A 16,665-nucleotide genomic window follows, 5' to 3' on the forward strand; every position below is an offset into this window, starting at 1 on the left:
AGAGGAACTCTATGTCCCTGCGCTTCGCGCTCGTTTTGCTGTTGGCCGGCCTTTGTTCCGGTTGTGTCCTGTCGGGTGACTACAACCCGATGAAGACCAGCAAAGGGCGCGACGAGGCACGTGTGGCCTATGTGCAACTGGGCATCGGCTACCTGCAGCAGGGCATGACCGAACGGGCCAAGGTGCCGCTCAAGAAAGCCCTGGAACTGGACGACTCCGACCCGGATGCCAACGCGGCCCTGGCCCTGGTGTTCCAGGCCGAGATGGAGCCGGAGCTGGCCGACCAGCATTTTCGCAAGGCGCTGTCTGGCCGGCCCCAGGACGCACGGATCCTGAACAACTACGGCAGCTTTCTTTTCGAGCAGAAACGCTACAAGGAAGCCTACGAGCGCTTCGAGCAGGCTGCCGCCGATACCCTTTACCCTGAGCGTTCGCGGGTTTTCGAGAACCTCGGCATGACGGCCGCGCAGTTGGGCCAACGTGACCTGGCCCGCCAGCAGCTGGAAAAGGCGCTGCGGCTCAACCGCCAGCAACCGCGGGCGTTGCTGGAAATGGCTGAGTTGTCCTACGAAGACAGGCATTATGTGCCCGCGCGTGACTACTACGAGCGTTTTAGCCTGCTGAGCGAGCAAAATGCACGTAGTCTATTGCTCGGCGTTCGGCTGGCACATGTGTTTGAAGATCGCGACAAGGCTGCAAGCTACGGCCTGCAACTCAAAAGACTCTATCCCGGTACGCCGGAATATCAGCAATACCTGTCGGAGCAATGATGAAAGCGGCGCATCCCGAAGTTGTAGCAGCGACTCGCGTAAATCCCGGTGAGACCCTGCGTCAAGCCCGCGAAAGCAATGGTTGGTCGCTGGCCGAAGTGGCCCTCAAGCTCAATCTTACCGTGGCTTCCCTGGGCAATCTGGAAGCGGGCGCGTTCGACAAGCTGCCTGGGCACACCTTCGCCCGGGGCTATATCCGCGCCTATGCCAAGTTGCTTGGCAAGGACCAGACCCTGCTGGTCCAGCAATTCGATCAATACACCGGTTCCGATGCCCAGGGCAGCAGCGTGCACAGCCTGGGGCGCATCGAGGAGCCGGTTCGCGTTTCCCACACCATTTTGCGAATCGTCAGCCTGTTGCTGCTGATCGCGGTGATTGGTGGCGGTTTTGTCTGGTGGCAGGACCAGACGTCCTTGCGCAACAAGGAACCAGTCGCCATGAGCCCTGAACACGTTGAGGTCGAGGGCGCCGACGGCACCACCCAGATCCATCCGCTGGACGAGCCGGAAGACCAGGCCGTCGTCGAAGGCCAGGCTGAAGGCGAAACCGCTCTGGCGTTGCCACAAAGCCCGGACGCCGCCGATGCCCAGGCGGGTGCCGAGCCGGCTGTTCCAGCACCGGCCACGCCGACGGCACCGGCTGCCCCGAACACCGGCAGCGCACCGATTGCTACCGCACCAGCCACGCCGAGCACGCCAGCACCGACCGTGACTGCGCCTGCGACCCACGCCGCACCTACCACTCCAGTCGCCCCGGCAGCTCCAGCAGCCCCGACCCCGGCGCCCGTCGCGGGTGAAGGCCAGGTGCAGATCCAGTTTGTCGCCGACTGCTGGACGCAGATCACCGACGGCAACGGCAAGGTGCTGTTCAGCGGCCTCAAGCGCAAGGGCGACAGCACGGCCGTCAACGGCAAGCCGCCATTTGCCGTACGCCTGGGTTATGCCCGTGGCGCGCAGGTCAGCTACAACGGCCAGCCGGTCGACATCGCTCCGTTCACCAGTGGCGAGACCGCTCGCCTGAAGTTGGGTCAATAAGTCATGCACGGCGAATCTCCAATCAAGCGTCGCGAATCCCGAAAGATCTGGGTCGGTAACGTGCCCGTGGGCGGCGATGCGCCTATCGCTGTGCAGAGCATGACCAACAGCGACACCAATGACGTGGCCGCCACGGTCGCGCAGATCAACCGCCTGGAAGCCGCCGGTGTCGACATCGTGCGGGTATCGGTGCCGGACATGGACGCCGCCGAGGCGTTCGGCAAGATCAAGCAACTGGTCAAGGTGCCCTTGGTCGCCGATATCCACTTCGACTACCGCATCGCCCTGCGCGTGGCCGAGTTGGGTGTGGATTGCCTGCGCATCAACCCGGGCAACATCGGTCGCGAAGACCGTGTGCGCGCCGTGGTGGATGCCGCCCGCGACCGGGGCATTCCGATCCGCATCGGCGTGAACGCCGGTTCCCTGGAAAAAGACCTGCAAAAGAAATACGGCGAACCGACCCCCGCGGCGCTGGTGGAGTCGGCCCTGCGCCACGTCGAGCACCTGGAACGCCTGAATTTCCAGGACTTCAAGGTCAGCGTGAAGGCCTCCGACGTGTTCATGGCCGTCGAAGCCTACCGCCTGCTGGCCAAGGAAATCGTCCAGCCGTTGCACCTGGGCATCACCGAAGCCGGTGGGTTGCGTTCGGGCACGGTGAAATCCGCCGTCGGCCTCGGTATGCTGCTCGCCGAAGGGATTGGCGATACCATCCGCATCTCGTTGGCGGCTGACCCGGTCGAGGAAGTGAAAGTCGGCTATGACATTCTCAAGTCCCTGCACCTGCGTTCCCGTGGCATCAACTTCATCGCCTGCCCGAGCTGCTCGCGGCAGAACTTCGATGTGGTCAAGACCATGAACGAACTGGAAGGGCGCCTCGAAGACCTGCTGGTGCCGCTGGATGTCGCGGTGATCGGTTGCGTGGTCAACGGGCCGGGCGAAGCCAAGGAGGCCCATATCGGCCTGACTGGCGGTACACCGAACCTGATTTACATCGACGGCAAGCCGTCGCAGAAACTGACGAATGACAATCTGGTGGATGAGCTGGAACGGCTGATTCGCCAGAAAGCGGCCGAAAAGGTCGAAGCCGACGCAGCGGTCATCGCGCGCGGTTAAGTCGAAAGATTAAGGAATACACGTGAGCAAGTCTCTGCAAGCCATTCGTGGCATGAACGACATCCTGCCCGAGCAGACGCCCCTGTGGCGCTATTTCGAGGGCACCGTGGCGCGCCTGCTGGATAACTACGGTTACCGGCAGATCCGCATGCCGATCGTCGAGTTCACCGAGCTGTTCAAGCGCTCCATCGGTGAAGTGACCGACATCGTCGAAAAAGAGATGTACACCTTCGACGACCGCAACGGCGACTCCCTGACCCTGCGCCCCGAAGGCACGGCGGCCTGCGTGCGTGCGGTGCTCGAACACGGCATCACCGGCGGCGGCCAGGTGCAGAAACTCTGGTACATCGGCCCGATGTTCCGTCACGAGCGCCCGCAGAAAGGCCGTTATCGCCAGTTTCACCAGATTGGCCTGGAAGTGTTCAACCTCGACGGCCCGGACATCGACGCCGAGCTGATCGTCATGACCTGGCGCCTGTGGGGCGAGCTGGGGCTGCGTGATGCGGTCAAGCTCGAGCTCAACAGCCTGGGCACCAGCGAGTCCCGTGGCCGCTACCGTGAAGCGTTGGTGGAGTTTCTTTCCGCCCACCTGGACAAGCTCGACGAAGACAGCCAGCGCCGTCTGAAGACCAACCCACTGCGCGTGCTCGATACCAAGAATGCCGAGACCCAAGCGGTCCTGGTCGACGCGCCGAAAATGGCCGACTACCTCGACGACGAATCCCGTGCGCATTTCGAAGGGCTGAAAGCCCGCCTGGACGCTGTTGGCATCCCTTACGTGATCAACCCCAAGTTGGTTCGCGGCCTGGATTACTACAGCAAGACCGTCTTCGAGTGGGTCACCGACAAGCTCGGCGCCCAGGGCACCGTCTGTGCCGGTGGCCGCTACGACGGGCTGGTGGAGCAGATGGGCGGCAAGCCGACCCCGGGCGTGGGCTTTGCCATGGGCATCGAGCGCCTGGTGCTGATGCTCGAAGCCTTGGACAAGGTGCCGGAAGAGTTGTCCCGTCAGGTCGACGTCTACCTGTGCGCCTTTGGCGAGGCCGCCGAACTGGCCGCCTTGTCGTTGAGCGAGCGGATCCGCGACCAGTTGCCCAACCTGCGCCTGCAGATCAACGCCGGCGCCGGCAGCTTCAAGAGCCAATTCAAGAAAGCCGACAAGAGCGGTGCGCTGTACGCATTGATCCTCGGTGACGACGAACTGGCCCAACAAGTGGTAGGTTTCAAACCCCTGCGTGGCCAGGGCGAACAACAAAGCATTGCCTGGGATGCGCTTGCTGCACACCTGGCCACCTGCGTCGTGCAGGGTTGAAGCTGTCAAACAGCCGATTTAGCGATTAAGGAGTATTGGGGTGTCGAGTACCGAAGATGAACAGCTGGCGGATTTGAAGGACTGGTGGACGCGCAACGGCAAGCCGCTGGTCACTGGCGGCCTGTTGGCGCTGGTCATCGTGTTCGGCTGGCAGGCCTACCAGAAATACCAGAGCAACCAGTCGCAAGGCGCCTCGGTGCTCTACCAGCAACTGCTGGAAACCACCCTGACCCCGGACGGCAAGCCTGACGCGGCCCGCGTGGCGGACCTGGCCGGCAAGCTGGACAAGGAATTCGGCGGTACCGCCTACGCTCAGTACGGTCGCCTGTTCGTGGCCAAGGTCGCGGTGGACAGCGGCAAGCTGGACGACGCGGCCACCGAGCTCAAGGGTATCGTAGACAAACCGGCCAACCCGACCCTGGGCGAAGTGGCGCGTCAGCGCCTGGCACAGGTGCTGGCGGCACAGAACAAGGCCGAAGACGCGTTGAAGCTGCTCGACGGTGATGCCGACAAGGCATTCCTGGCGACCCGCGAAGAACTCAAGGGCGACCTGCTGGTACAGCTGGGCCGTGCCGATGAGGCCCATGCGGCCTACCAAAAAGCCAAGGCTGCGCTGTCGGATGAAGCCGCAGTCGGTGGCCTGCAAATCAAGCTGGACGACCTGGCCAAAGGGGATGCGTGACGTGATCCGTTGGAAACATGCAGCATTGCTGGCCCTGGCCATTCTGGCCGCGGGTTGCAGCAGCAACAGCAAGAAAGAACTGCCGCCAGCCGAACTGACCGACTTCAAAGAAGAAGTCGTGTTGCAGAAGCAGTGGAGCCGTTCCATCGGCGATGGCCAGGGTGAAACCTACAACATGCTGGTGCCGGCCATCGATGGCGACACCATCTATGCTGGCGACGTCACCGGTGTGGTGATGGCGATGGACCGCACCAACGGCGACGTCAAATGGGAAAAGGATCTTGAACTGCCTGTTTCCGGCGCCGTTGGCGTGGGTTACGGCCTGGTCATGATCGGCACGCTCAAGGGCGAGATCGTCGCCCTGGACGCGAGCAGCGGTGAAGAAAAATGGCGCGCCCGCGTGACCAGCGAAGTGCTCGCACCGCCAGCCACCAACGGTGACGTGGTGGTCGTCCAGACCCAGGACGACCGCCTGATCGGCCTGGATGCTGCTACCGGCAACCAGCGCTGGTTGTACGACAGCACCCCGGCGGTACTGACTTTGCGCGGTACCAGCGCACCGATCGTCACCAACCGCCTGGCGGTGGCTGGCTTGTCGACCGGTAAAGTGGTGGCCCTGGATATTTCCAACGGCGTGCCGGTGTGGGAACAGCGCGTAGCGATCCCGCAAGGTCGTTCGGAACTGGAGCGTGTGGTCGACATCGACGGCGGCTTGCTGCTGTCCGGCGGTACGCTGTACGTCGCCAGCTACCAGGGCCGCGTGGCGGCACTGGACCTGGAAAGCGGTCGTCCGCTGTGGCAGCGCGATGCGTCCAGCTACGCCGGTGTCGCCCAGGGCTTTGGCAGCGTCTACGTGAGCCTGTCCTCGGGCACCGTCGAAGGCGTTGACGAGCGTTCCACCACCGCTTTGTGGAGCAACGACTCCCTGGCCCGCCGTCAACTGTCGGCTCCGGAAGTGTTCTCCAGCTACATCGCAGTGGGTGACCTGGAAGGTTACCTGCACCTGCTCAGCCAGGTGGACGGTCGTTTCGTCGGCCGTGAGCGCATCGACAGCGACGGCCTGCGTGCCCGTCCGCTGGTGGCGGGCAACATGATTTATGTGTATGGCAACAGCGGCAAACTGGAAGCCCTGACCATCAAGTAAGACTATGCTTGGGTTAATTCCCAAGCGGCTTCATTCATGTGGGAGCGGGCTTGCTCGCGAAAGCGGTGGATCAGTCGACATTCATGTCAGTGGACTACCGCTATCGCGAGCAAGCTCGCTCCTACAGAATGGCCCCCGAGCACCAGCCGCTGCCTCGCAGCGGCTTTTGTATTTTCTGAAATAACGAAGTGGAGAGCCGCATGGTTCCCGTAATCGCCCTGGTGGGCCGACCGAACGTCGGCAAGTCCACCTTGTTCAACCGCCTGACCAGGACTCGCGACGCCATTGTCGGCGACTTGTCCGGTCTGACCCGTGATCGCCAATACGGTGAGGCCAAGTGGCAAGGGCGTACCTATATTCTGGTCGACACCGGCGGCATCTCCGGTGATGAACACGGCATGGACGAAAAAATGGCCGAGCAGTCGCTGCTCGCCATTGAAGAAGCCGATGTGGTGCTGTTCCTGGTAGACGCCAAGGCCGGTTTCACCGCCGCCGACCAGATGATCGCCGAGCATTTGCGCAAACGTAACAAGCGTTCCTACGTGGTCGCCAACAAGGTCGACAACATCGACCCGGACATGGCCCGCGCCGAGTTCGCACCGTTGGGCATGGGCCAGGCGATCCCGATCGCCGGCGCCCACGGGCGTGGCATCACCCAGATGCTGGAAATCGCCCTGGAGAGTTTCCCCAAGGACGACGAAGAAGAACCGGAAGAGGGCGAGGAAGAGATCGTTGCCGAAGGCGAGGAAGCCAAGCGCATTCCGGGCCCGAGCGAAAAAGACGGGATCAAGATCGCGATCATCGGCCGCCCCAACGTGGGCAAGTCGACGCTGGTCAACCGCATGCTCGGTGAAGACCGGGTCATCGTCTACGACCAGCCCGGCACCACCCGTGACAGCATCTACATTCCCTTCGAACGTAACGAAGAGAAGTACACGCTGATCGACACCGCCGGTGTGCGCAAGCGCGGCAAGATCCACGAAGAAGTTGAAAAGTTCTCCGTGGTCAAGACCCTGCAGGCGATCAAAGACGCCAACGTGGTGATCTTCGTGATGGACGCCCGCGAAGGCGTGGTCGATCACGACCTGAACCTGCTGGGCTTTGCCCTGGAAGCCGGTCGTGCGTTGGTCATCGCGATCAACAAGTGGGACGGCATGACGCCGAGCGAGCGGGATTTCGTCAAGGTCGAATTGCAGCGCCGGCTGTTCTTCGTCGACTTCGCCGACATCCACTTCATCTCGGCCCTGCACGGCACGGGCGTGGGCAACCTCTACGCTTCGGTGCAGAACTCGTTCAAGTCGGCTGTCACCCGCTGGCCGACCAACCGCCTGACCCAGATCCTCGAAGATGCGGTAGGCGAGCACGCGCCACCGATGGTCAACAACCGTCGGATCAAGCTGCGTTACGCCCACTTGGGCGGTGCCAACCCGCCGATTATCGTGATCCACGGTAACCAGATCGAGAAAGTGCCCAAGTCGTATGTTCGCTACCTGGAGAACACCTACCGTCGCGTCCTGAAGCTGGTCGGCACGCCGATCCGCATCGAGTTCAAGGGCGGCGAGAACCCGTACGAAGGCAACAAGAACACGCTCACCGACCGCCAGGTCAACAAGAAGCGCCGCTTGATGTCGCACCACAAGAAGGCTGACAAGAAGCGCCGCGACAAGCGCTGATCTAGTCTGGATCTGAAAGTTGGGATGTTGATCTGTGGGAGCAAGCCTTGCTCCCACAGGCATGAGTATTCAGCATGAAAAAGGGTGCCCTGTGTGGCACCCTTTTTCATGCCCGGCGATTGGGCTATCCTCGAGCTCTCCCGCGCCGCGCCTGAGCCGGGTGCAGACCCAGGGAACCCCGATGATCACCAGCAAGTTGCCGAACGTCGGCATCACGATTTTCACCCAGATGTCCCAGCTCGCCGCGCAGACGGGCGCGTTGAACCTGTCCCAGGGCTTTCCCGATTTCGATGGCCCGCAAGCCCTGCGCGATGCGGTCGGCCGGCACATTGCCCAAGGTCATAACCAGTACTCACCGATGACCGGCCTGCCGGCGCTGCGCCAGCAGATCGCGGTGAAGATCGCCCGCAGTTATGGCGTCAACGTCGATGCCGATCAGGAAGTCACCGTGACCCCAGGCGCAACCCAGGGGATTTTCTGTGCCATCGCGGCGGTGGTCCACAGCGGCGATGAAGTGATCGTCTTCGACCCAAGCTACGACAGCTACGAGCCTTCCGTGCTATTGGCTGGTGGGCGTTGCGTGCACGTGCCATTGGGCCTGGATGACTTCGCCATCGATTTCGAGAAGCTCGGCGAAGCCCTGAGCCCGCGCACACGCATGATCATCCTCAACTCGCCGCACAACCCCAGCGGCGCTCTGATCAGCCGCGCCGAACTGGATCAATTGGCGGCGCTGATTCGCGACCGGGACATCTACCTGGTCAGCGATGAGGTCTACGAACACCTGGTGTTCGACGGCGTCGCCCATGCCAGTGTCCTGGCCCATGAAGAGCTGTACCGCCGTGCTTTCGTGGTCAGTTCGTTCGGCAAGACCTACCACGTCACCGGCTGGAAAACCGGCTACGTGGTGGCGCCAGCGGCCCTGACGGCGGAACTGCGCAAGGTGCACCAGTACGTCAGCTTCTGTGGCGTAACGCCGTTGCAGTACGCCTTGGCCGACTACATGGCTGAGCATCCGGAACACGTCGATGAACTGCCGGACTTCTACCAGGCCAAGCGCGACCTGTTCTGCGATCTGCTGGCCCCGTCACGGTTCAGCTTCAAGCGGGTGACCGGCACTTATTTCCAGTTGGTGGATTATTCGCAGATTCGCCCGGACCTGAATGACGTCGACATGGCGGTGTGGGTGACCCGCGAGCATGGCGTGGCGACGATTCCGATCTCGGTGTTCTACCAGGACCCACCCCAAGGCCAGCGCCTGGTGCGCCTATGCTTTGCCAAACGCGAGGAGACGCTGCGCGAAGCGGCGGAAAAACTATGCGTGATTTGAGCGCGTTGCCGGACCTCGACATTGCCCTGGTCCAGACCACCCTGGCCTGGCACGACCGCGAGGCCAACCTGGAGCATTTCGAAGCGCTGCTGGAGCAGGCGCGCGGGGCTGACCTGATCATCCTTCCGGAAATGTTCACCACGGGTTTTTCCATGGAGTCCGAGACCCTGGCGGAGCCGGAACACGGGCCCACCCGTCGTTGGCTCACGGAGCAGGCGGCGAAGTTGGACGCGGTCATCACCGGCAGTGTGATCGTCCAGGCCGCTGACGGCAGCCACCGCAATCGCCTGCTGTGGGCGCGGCCGGACGGTGAAGTGCTGCATTACGACAAGCGTCATCTGTTCCGCATGGCGGGGGAGCACAACCACTACACGCCGGGCGAGCGACAGGTGCTGTTCGAACTCAAGGGCTGGCGGATTCGCCCGCTGATTTGCTACGACCTGCGCTTTCCAGTCTGGAGTCGCGACGCCGAGGACACCGACCTGCTGCTGTACACCGCCAACTGGCCCGGAGCGCGGCGTATGCACTGGAACCGGCTGCTGCCGGCCCGGGCCATCGAGAACCTGTGCTACGTGGCGGCGGTCAACCGCGTCGGCACCGACGGCAAGGGTTTTGCCTACACCGGTGACAGTCAGGTGCTGGACTTCCAGGGCGAAACCTTGCTCAGCGCTGGCGAGGCCGATGGCGTGTTCACGGTAAGTTTGAGCGCGATGGACCTGGCGGCCTATCGCACGCGGTTTCCGGCGAACCTGGATGCCGATCGCTTCGAATTCACGAATTGAAACGATTCAGCCTCAAGGAATGGTGTTACGTGCCGATAACTGGTCAGCCAAGGAGGAGTCCCTATGACCAGCATCAGCGCAACCACCGTAAACCCTTATCCATTGTCGGCTCCTAAAGTCTCCATCCGCGGGGCTGAAGAAGAGAAAGCGGTCAGTCCAGTGGCATCGACTGATAGCAGCGAAGACAAAGACAAGAAATTGAAAGTCGACACCAGCGGCGCGAATATCGCAGGTGCGGGCGGCAGCAGCGGCAGCGGCGATGTCATCGAACAACTGAAGAAGCAGATCGAACAGACCGAGAAGTTGCTGGCCGAACAGCAAGCCCAGCTGGCTCGGGTGCAAAAAAGCCGGGCTGATGAGGAGCAGAAAGCCCAGGAAACCATGGCGATTCAGACCCAGATCATGGCGACCCAAGCGACTTTGCAGACCTTGCAGGCCGCGCTGTTGCAGGCGATGACCGTTTCGATCGATACCCATGCCTGACATTTGGGGTGTCTGACAGGCCGCCATCGCGAGCAAGCTCGCTCCCACAGGGGGGCTGAGGCGGGCACAGGTTTTCGGCCCCACTGAAGATCCCGTGGGGGAGCGAGCTTGCTCGCGATAAGGCCCTGACAGTCACCACAAAACCACCCGCCAAACAAAAAGGCCCCAGGGTTCACACCCCGGGGCCTTTCGCATTTCATTGGTGGATCAGGCCGCCTTGGCCTCCGGCTGGCTCAGCGACCGGTTCAGCGCACTGAACAGTGCCTTGAAGCTGGCCGTGGTGATGTTCTCATCGATGCCCACGCCATGCACCGCACGCTCGCCGTTGACTCGCAATTCGATGTACGCCGCCGCCTTGGCATTGGTGCCGGCGCCGATGGCGTGTTCGTTGTAGTCCATGATCTCCACCGGAATCGGCAGGCCGGCCACCAGCGCTTCCAGGGCGCCGTTGCCTCTGCCACGCCAGTGCAGGTTGGTCTCGCCCTGGCCCTTGCTCGCCACTTCCACTTCCACGGCGCTGTTGCCGTTTTCCTCTTGCAGGCGATGGCTGACCAGCGCGTACGGGGTGTTGGCTTGCAGGTATTCACGCTGCAGCAGGGCGTGGATCTGCTGGGCGGTCATTTCCAGGCCCAGGCGATCGGTTTCGCGCTGTACCACCTGGCTGAACTCGATCTGCATGCGACGCGGCAGGCTGATGCCGTATTCCTGTTCCAGCAGGTAGGCGATACCGCCCTTGCCCGACTGGCTGTTGACGCGAATCACCGCCTCGTAGCTGCGACCGATGTCGGCCGGGTCGATCGGCAGGTACGGCACTTCCCACAGGGTGTCCGATTTCTGCTGGGCGAAGCCCTTGCGGATGGCATCCTGGTGCGAACCGGAGAACGCGGTGTGAACCAGGTCGCCGACGTATGGGTGACGCGGGTGCACCGGGATCTGGTTGCATTCCTCGACCACTTTGCGCACGCCGTCGATATCGGAGAAGTCCAGCTCAGGGTTGATGCCCTGGGTGTAGAGGTTCAGCGCCACGGTCACCAGGTCGACGTTACCGGTGCGTTCGCCGTTGCCGAACAGGCAGCCTTCGACACGGTCGGCGCCGGCCATCAGGCCCAGCTCGGTGGCGGCCACGCCGGTGCCACGGTCGTTGTGGGTGTGCAGGCTGATGAGCACGCTGTCACGACGGGTGATGTTGCGGTGGAACCACTCGATCTGGTCGGCGTAGATGTTCGGGGTGGCGACTTCCACGGTGGCGGGCAGGTTGAGGATCACCTTGCGCTCCGGGGTCGGGTTCCACACTTCGATCACCGCGTCGCAGACTTCCTTGGCAAACTCCAGCTCAGTGGCGCTGAAGGTTTCTGGCGAGTACTCGAACTGCCATTGGGTTTCCGGCTGCTGCGCGGCGTATTTGACGAACAGCTTGGCCGCGTTCACCGCGATTTCCTTCACGCCTTCCTTGTCCTGGTTGAACACGATGCGACGGAACGACGGGCAGGTGGCGTTGTACAGGTGGACGATGGCTTTCTTCGCACCCCGCAGGGATTCGAACGTACGGGCGATCAGGTCTTCACGGGCCTGGGTCAGCACCTGGATGGTGGTGTCGTCCGGGATGTGGCCTTCTTCGATGAGGGTGCGCACGAAGTCGAAGTCGGTCTGGGACGCGGCCGGGAACGAGGCTTCGATTTCCTTCACGCCCACCGCGACCAGGGTTTTCCAGAAACGCAGCTTCTTGACCGCGTCCATCGGCTCGATCAGCGACTGGTTGCCGTCGCGCAGGTCGGAGCTGCACCAGATCGGCGCGGCGGTGATGGTCTTCGACGGCCAGGTGCGATCCGGCAGGTTGATGGTCGGGAAGGCGCGGTATTTGGAAGACGGGTCTTTGAGCATGCTCATGGGAAATCCTTATTGTCGTGGCCGGAAAAAGGCGGCCTGCCGGTGGTTCTAATGGGGTGGCTTCAGAGCCGGGACGAGGTGCCGCGATTCAGCCCGGCAGTCGTGCGCTGACAAGGCACAGGCTGCGGTGCTGGCGAAGCTGGATGAGGGTGTGAGAGGTTTTCATGCTTCAACCCTAACCGCGTGAGGGACGGATCGCAAGCAGTCGGAAAAAATTGAGAGAAGTTCTGTTTTTGGAAGGGTTTGCGAGATTTAATCGCGTGTTCTTGGGGGATTTGTAGTTTTATTGCGTCGATGTTTGGAGCTTGGCAATTCATGGAGTTGCGGTGCTGTGGCTGCCGTCATCGCGAGCAAGCTCGCTCCCACAGGTACAGCGGCGTTTTTGAGAACGCCGAAATACCCATGTGGGAGCGAGCTTGCTCGCGAAGAGGCCGTTGGCTTCACCACAAGGCTTAGGGCTGAAACGCCCCGATAAAAATCGCCGGATCCACCCGCGCATCGTTCAGGCTGATGTTCCAGTGCATGTGCGGCCCGGTCGCGCGGCCCGTGGCGCCGACCTTGCCCACCACCGTGCCTCGGGCCAACTGCTGGCCGATCTTCACGTCGATCTTCGACATGTGGCAGAACATGCTGATGAACCCCTGGCCATGGTCGACGAACACCGTATTGCCGTTGAAGAAGTAATTGCCGGTGAGGATCACCTTGCCGGCGGCCGGGGTCTTGATCGGCGTGCCGGCGGGCACGGCGAAGTCCAGGCCGGCGTGGGGGTTGCGCTCTTCGCCGTTGAAGAAACGGCGCACGCCGAACTTGCTCGACAGCGGGCCGTTGACCGGTTTGTCCAGCAACAGGTTGCTGGGGATGTTCGGGCTGAAGCTGCGGTAGGCCTTCAGTTGCACCGCCAGCTCGGCGTCGATGCGCTTGAGGTCCGCCGGGTTCGGATTGACCTGGCGTTTGTTCTTCAGGGTAATGTGTTGCTCGGGGTACTTCTTGTAGCCGACCACGAACGGCTGGGTGCTGCCGCCGCTGCTGATCTGCTGGGTGCCGGGCTGGACCGTCAGCGGGATGCCGACAATCGCCAGCCAGTTTTGCTGTTCCTTGACCACCAGCACCGGCTTGCCCTGGTAAGTGGCTTTCGGTGCCTGGGCCGCGCTGCCCAAGTCCACCACCGCCACGCCGCCGGGCACCGGTTTGTTCAACAGGCGGGTGATGTAGCTGTCGGCGTGGGCATTGAAGGTCAGGCACAGCAAGAACAAGGGGGCGAGATATCGCGGCATGAATCAATCCAGTAAAGAAAGGGTGACCGGCGTCAGGTGATTGTCTTCGACCCGCACCAGCAGTTCGCCTTCGCCAAGCTTGGCGGTCAGGCGCTGGCCGGTCTGGGTTTGCCCGGCGCTGCGGATCGCCTGGCCGCGTTCGTCGAGCAAAATGCTGTAGCCGCGGCCGAGGGTCGCCAGGGGGCTGACGATGTGCAGCGTCTGCATCTGGTTGTGCAATTGCACGCGTCGTGCCTTGAGCCCTTCGCGCATGGCCCGGGGGAGGCGTTCGGCCAGGCTGTTCAGGCGCTGGCGCAACATGGCCAGCTGTCGGCCCGGGTGTTGCCCGGCCAGGCGGGTTTCCAGGCGGATCAGTCGTTCGCGGCGGGTGTTGAGGCTGCGCTCGAAGGCCCGGCGCATGCGCATGTCCAGGTCGTCGAGGCGTTGGGCTTGCTGGCGCAGGCGTTCGCCGGGATGACGCAGGCGTCGGGTGAGGCCTTCGAGGCGCAATTGATCGCGCATCAACCGGTCACGCATGCGCATCACCAGTCGGCGATGCAGGCTTTCGACCCGACGCACCAGGTCGCCGGCATCCGGCGCCAGCAGTTCGGCTGCGGCGGAGGGAGTCGGGGCGCGGACGTCGGCGACGAAATCGCTGATGGACACGTCGGTTTCATGGCCCACGGCGCTGACGATCGGCGTGACACAGGCGTCCACCGCCCGGGCCACGGCTTCTTCGTTGAAGCACCACAAGTCTTCCAGCGAACCGCCGCCCCGGGCCAGGATCAGCGCATCGAAACCCCGGGCATCGGCCAGTTTCAGGGCGCGGACGATTTGCGCGGTGGCTTCGCGGCCTTGCACGGCGGTGGGAATCAACGTCAGGGAAATTTGCGGCGCCCGGCGGCGAAACACGCTGATGATGTCGCGGATCACCGCCCCCGTGGGCGAGCTGATGATGCCGATGCGTTGCGGATGGGCCGGCAACGGCACCTTGCGCTCGGCACTGAACAGGCCTTCGGCGCTGAGTTTCTCCTTCAGGGCATCGAAGGCCAGGCGCAGGGCGCCATCGCCGGCCGGCTCGACGGTGTCGAGGATGAGTTGATAATCGCCACGACCTTCGAACAGCGAGACCTTGCCGCGCACCTTCACCGCCAGCCCGTCCTTCAAGGCTTGGCGCACCCTCGCGGCGTTCTGCCGGAACAGCGCGCAACGCACCTGGGCGCCGCTGTCCTTGAGGGTGAAATACACATGGCCGGAGGCCGGACGGGCGAGGTTGGAGATCTCACCCTCGACCCAGATGTTGCTGAACACGTCTTCGAGCAACACCCGCGCACGGCCGTTGAGCTGGCTGACAGTCAGGACTTCGCGGTCCAGGCCCAGTCGGGCAAAGGGATCTTTAATCATGGGCGGCATGATAAGGGGATTCGCCAATGGTGTGCAGACAATTAGACCGGGTTGTCTGCATCGCGAGCAAGCTCGCTCCCTCAGTTGATCTTCGGTGCGACATAGATCCAGTGTGTGGGAGCGAGCTTGCTCGCGATAGCGATAGGCCAATCACCACAAATGCTGGATATGCCCCGACACATCTGGCTAAAGTCCCGCTCTCCTCATCAAGGAAGTGCCGGATGAATCTTCTGTCATGGCTAGGCCAATGGGCATTCGCGCCAACGCAATGGCTGGTGATCGGCCTGGCCATCTCCGTTGCCTACATCGTGTTCGGCATCGCCGGGTTCGGCACGGCGCTGGTGGCCGCGCCCATCCTGCTGCTGTTCATGCCACTGTCGAAGATCATTCCGCTGCTGGTCCTGCTCGATTTTGTCGCGGCCCTCGGCAACCTGCTGCCATCGCGTCGGGACGTGTCCCGGCCGGAGCTGCTGCGGCTGTTGCCGTGCATGGCACTGGGCTGCACCCTCGGGGTGATTTTCCTGCTCAACCTCAAGTCCGACCTGTTGTTGCTGTTGATGGGGCTGTTCATCAGCAGCTATGCCATCTATAGCCTGTTGATAAAGACCCGGCCGACGCAGTTGTCTTCGCGGTGGGCATTTCCGATGGGCACGGTGGGCGGGATGTTCGGGGCGTTGTTTGGCAGTGGCGGCTTTTTATATGCCATCTACCTGAACAGCCGCCTGCCCAAGGACCCGGCCCGGGCCACGCAAAGTGCCTTGATCAGTTGCAGCACCGTGGTGCGCTTAAGCCTGTTTATCGTCGCCGGCGTGTATGCCGAGCTACCCTTGCTGGTATTGGCGCTATGTTTGTTGCCGGCCATGGCGCTGGGGTTGTGGGCAGGGCGTCGCTTGACCATGAAGATGTCGCGAGAGGCGTTCGTGCGATTGGTGACCTGGCTAGTGCTCGCCAGCGGCATTGCCTTGATCGGACGTTACCTGAGTGCTTGACCTGGCCCCGCCAGGGATTAAGCTGCCGGCCTTTGATCAGACCCTGCCAGGGAAACAGCCAGGCCTCGCCATGAATTCGCAAAGCATCATCGTCCCGAAAATTTCCACCCTGCCGGTCCACGAGCCTCGGGCCCGGGCGATCGTGCGCTGGCTGGTACGCAAGAATATCGTCGAAGAACAACTGACCACCTGTGGACGTACCGGCAATCGCATGGCCCACGCCATCGCCCCGGGAGCCCGCGACGTGGTCATGCACCCCGAAGCCTTGCCGTTCGGCGAATCGATCAATGGCCTGGAGATCATCACCAAGCGTTGCATCTATACACCGGCCAAGGGCTTTCTCGAAGAAGCCGGTTGCGCCGAGTGTCGCCGGGAGGTGGGCGAGGCGTTGTTCGAAAGCCTGGAAGACTGGATGCCTGCGCGCACCGACAACTTCACCTGTCCCGAATGCGGTCATGAAGATGACATCAATGGTTTTCTGTTCCTGCAGCCGTGTGGGTTCTCGAACCTGGGGTTCATCTTCAATAACTGGCTGGAGGCGGGGTTCAAGCAGGACTTCCTCGATGAATTCGCCGATTGGCTGGATCAGCCGGTGAGTTGGGTGAAGGTGGAGTTGTAAAGGCACTGATGAGCCAATGTGGGAGCGAGCTTGCTCGCGATGGCGGCGACACATTCAATATTGTTGCTGGCTGATCCACCGCTATCGCGAGCAAGCTCGCTCCCACAGGGGAATGTGTTGGCTGTGGGGCAGGGTTTTAGCCCGTCAATCACCCCGCCAATAATAGACAGAGTTTTACATTGAGCCAGAC

The 16,665-nt window shown here is 62.2% G+C and carries 15 protein-coding genes; 12 read left to right on the forward strand and 3 right to left on the reverse strand.

All coding sequences use genetic code 11. The annotated features are described in order from the left end of the window. The first annotated feature begins 11 nt into the window (after positions 1-11). From pilW to PSH84_RS09690, 10 genes are all read left to right on the forward strand, one after another. Positions 12-770 (forward strand): type IV pilus biogenesis/stability protein PilW, encoded by a 759-nt coding sequence (gene pilW, locus PSH84_RS09645; RefSeq protein WP_053118628.1) that lies wholly within the window; start codon positions 12-14, stop codon positions 768-770. Further along, entirely contained in the window at positions 770-1,804 is a 1,035-nt protein-coding gene (locus tag PSH84_RS09650) for a RodZ domain-containing protein (RefSeq protein ID WP_122568807.1), read from the forward strand. Before pilW ends, PSH84_RS09650 begins: the two co-directional genes overlap by 1 nt. Before the next feature lie 3 nt (positions 1,805-1,807). Further along, complete coding sequence (ispG, locus tag PSH84_RS09655) at positions 1,808-2,917, forward strand: flavodoxin-dependent (E)-4-hydroxy-3-methylbut-2-enyl-diphosphate synthase (protein WP_003185136.1); 1,110 nt, start codon at positions 1,808-1,810, stop codon at positions 2,915-2,917. A gap of 22 nt (positions 2,918-2,939) precedes the next feature. Further along, complete coding sequence (gene hisS, locus PSH84_RS09660) at positions 2,940-4,229, forward strand: histidine--tRNA ligase (RefSeq protein ID WP_122568806.1); 1,290 nt, start codon at positions 2,940-2,942, stop codon at positions 4,227-4,229. Between the two features lie 40 nt (positions 4,230-4,269). Further along, positions 4,270-4,911 carry a YfgM family protein gene (locus PSH84_RS09665; protein WP_003198017.1) on the forward strand — a complete coding sequence of 214 codons (642 nt, stop codon included), beginning with the start codon at positions 4,270-4,272 and terminating at the stop codon, positions 4,909-4,911. Continuing rightward, a complete protein-coding gene (gene bamB / locus PSH84_RS09670) occupies positions 4,904-6,055 on the forward strand; it encodes an outer membrane protein assembly factor BamB (RefSeq protein ID WP_305482743.1) in 1,152 nt (383 codons plus the stop codon). Before PSH84_RS09665 ends, bamB begins: the two co-directional genes overlap by 8 nt. Before the next feature lie 200 nt (positions 6,056-6,255). Beyond that, the gene (gene der, locus PSH84_RS09675; protein ID WP_058542534.1) at positions 6,256-7,728 is read left to right on the forward strand and encodes a ribosome biogenesis GTPase Der; all 1,473 of its coding nucleotides are present in this window, start codon (positions 6,256-6,258) and stop codon (positions 7,726-7,728) included. Positions 7,729-7,909: 181 nt separating this feature from the next. Then, positions 7,910-9,058, forward strand: a complete 1,149-nt coding sequence (locus PSH84_RS09680) for a pyridoxal phosphate-dependent aminotransferase (protein WP_305482746.1) — start codon at positions 7,910-7,912, stop codon at positions 9,056-9,058. Continuing rightward, positions 9,046-9,840, forward strand: a complete 795-nt coding sequence (locus tag PSH84_RS09685; protein WP_122568802.1) for an amidohydrolase — start codon at positions 9,046-9,048, stop codon at positions 9,838-9,840. The genes PSH84_RS09680 and PSH84_RS09685 overlap by 13 nt, the downstream gene beginning before the upstream one ends. A 63-nt stretch (positions 9,841-9,903) precedes the next feature. Beyond that, complete coding sequence (locus PSH84_RS09690) at positions 9,904-10,323, forward strand: hypothetical protein (RefSeq protein WP_122568801.1); 420 nt, start codon at positions 9,904-9,906, stop codon at positions 10,321-10,323. Between the two features lie 207 nt (positions 10,324-10,530). On the opposite strand, the gene leuA is transcribed toward PSH84_RS09690, so the two are convergent. From leuA to xseA, 3 genes are all read right to left on the reverse strand, one after another. Continuing rightward, positions 10,531-12,210 (reverse strand): 2-isopropylmalate synthase, encoded by a 1,680-nt coding sequence (gene leuA / locus PSH84_RS09695; RefSeq protein ID WP_053118643.1) that lies wholly within the window; start codon positions 12,208-12,210, stop codon positions 10,531-10,533. Positions 12,211-12,662: 452 nt separating this feature from the next. Continuing rightward, positions 12,663-13,484: a peptidoglycan DD-metalloendopeptidase family protein gene (locus PSH84_RS09700; protein WP_305482748.1), complete on the reverse strand. Its 822-nt coding sequence runs from the start codon at positions 13,482-13,484 to the stop codon at positions 12,663-12,665. A 3-nt stretch (positions 13,485-13,487) separates the two neighbouring features. Then, the gene (gene xseA / locus PSH84_RS09705) at positions 13,488-14,867 is read right to left on the reverse strand and encodes an exodeoxyribonuclease VII large subunit (protein ID WP_305482750.1); all 1,380 of its coding nucleotides are present in this window, start codon (positions 14,865-14,867) and stop codon (positions 13,488-13,490) included. 221 nt (positions 14,868-15,088) lie between these two features. Between xseA and PSH84_RS09710 the strand changes: the two genes are divergently transcribed. Then, positions 15,089-15,856 carry a sulfite exporter TauE/SafE family protein gene (locus tag PSH84_RS09710; RefSeq protein ID WP_305469838.1) on the forward strand — a complete coding sequence of 256 codons (768 nt, stop codon included), beginning with the start codon at positions 15,089-15,091 and terminating at the stop codon, positions 15,854-15,856. 70 nt (positions 15,857-15,926) lie between these two features. Then, the gene (locus tag PSH84_RS09715) at positions 15,927-16,475 is read left to right on the forward strand and encodes a sugar ABC transporter ATPase (protein ID WP_122568902.1); all 549 of its coding nucleotides are present in this window, start codon (positions 15,927-15,929) and stop codon (positions 16,473-16,475) included. The last annotated feature ends 190 nt before the right edge of the window (positions 16,476-16,665 follow it).

Source organism: Pseudomonas beijingensis, from assembly GCF_030687295.1.
GTDB lineage: Bacteria > Pseudomonadota > Gammaproteobacteria > Pseudomonadales > Pseudomonadaceae > Aquipseudomonas > Aquipseudomonas beijingensis.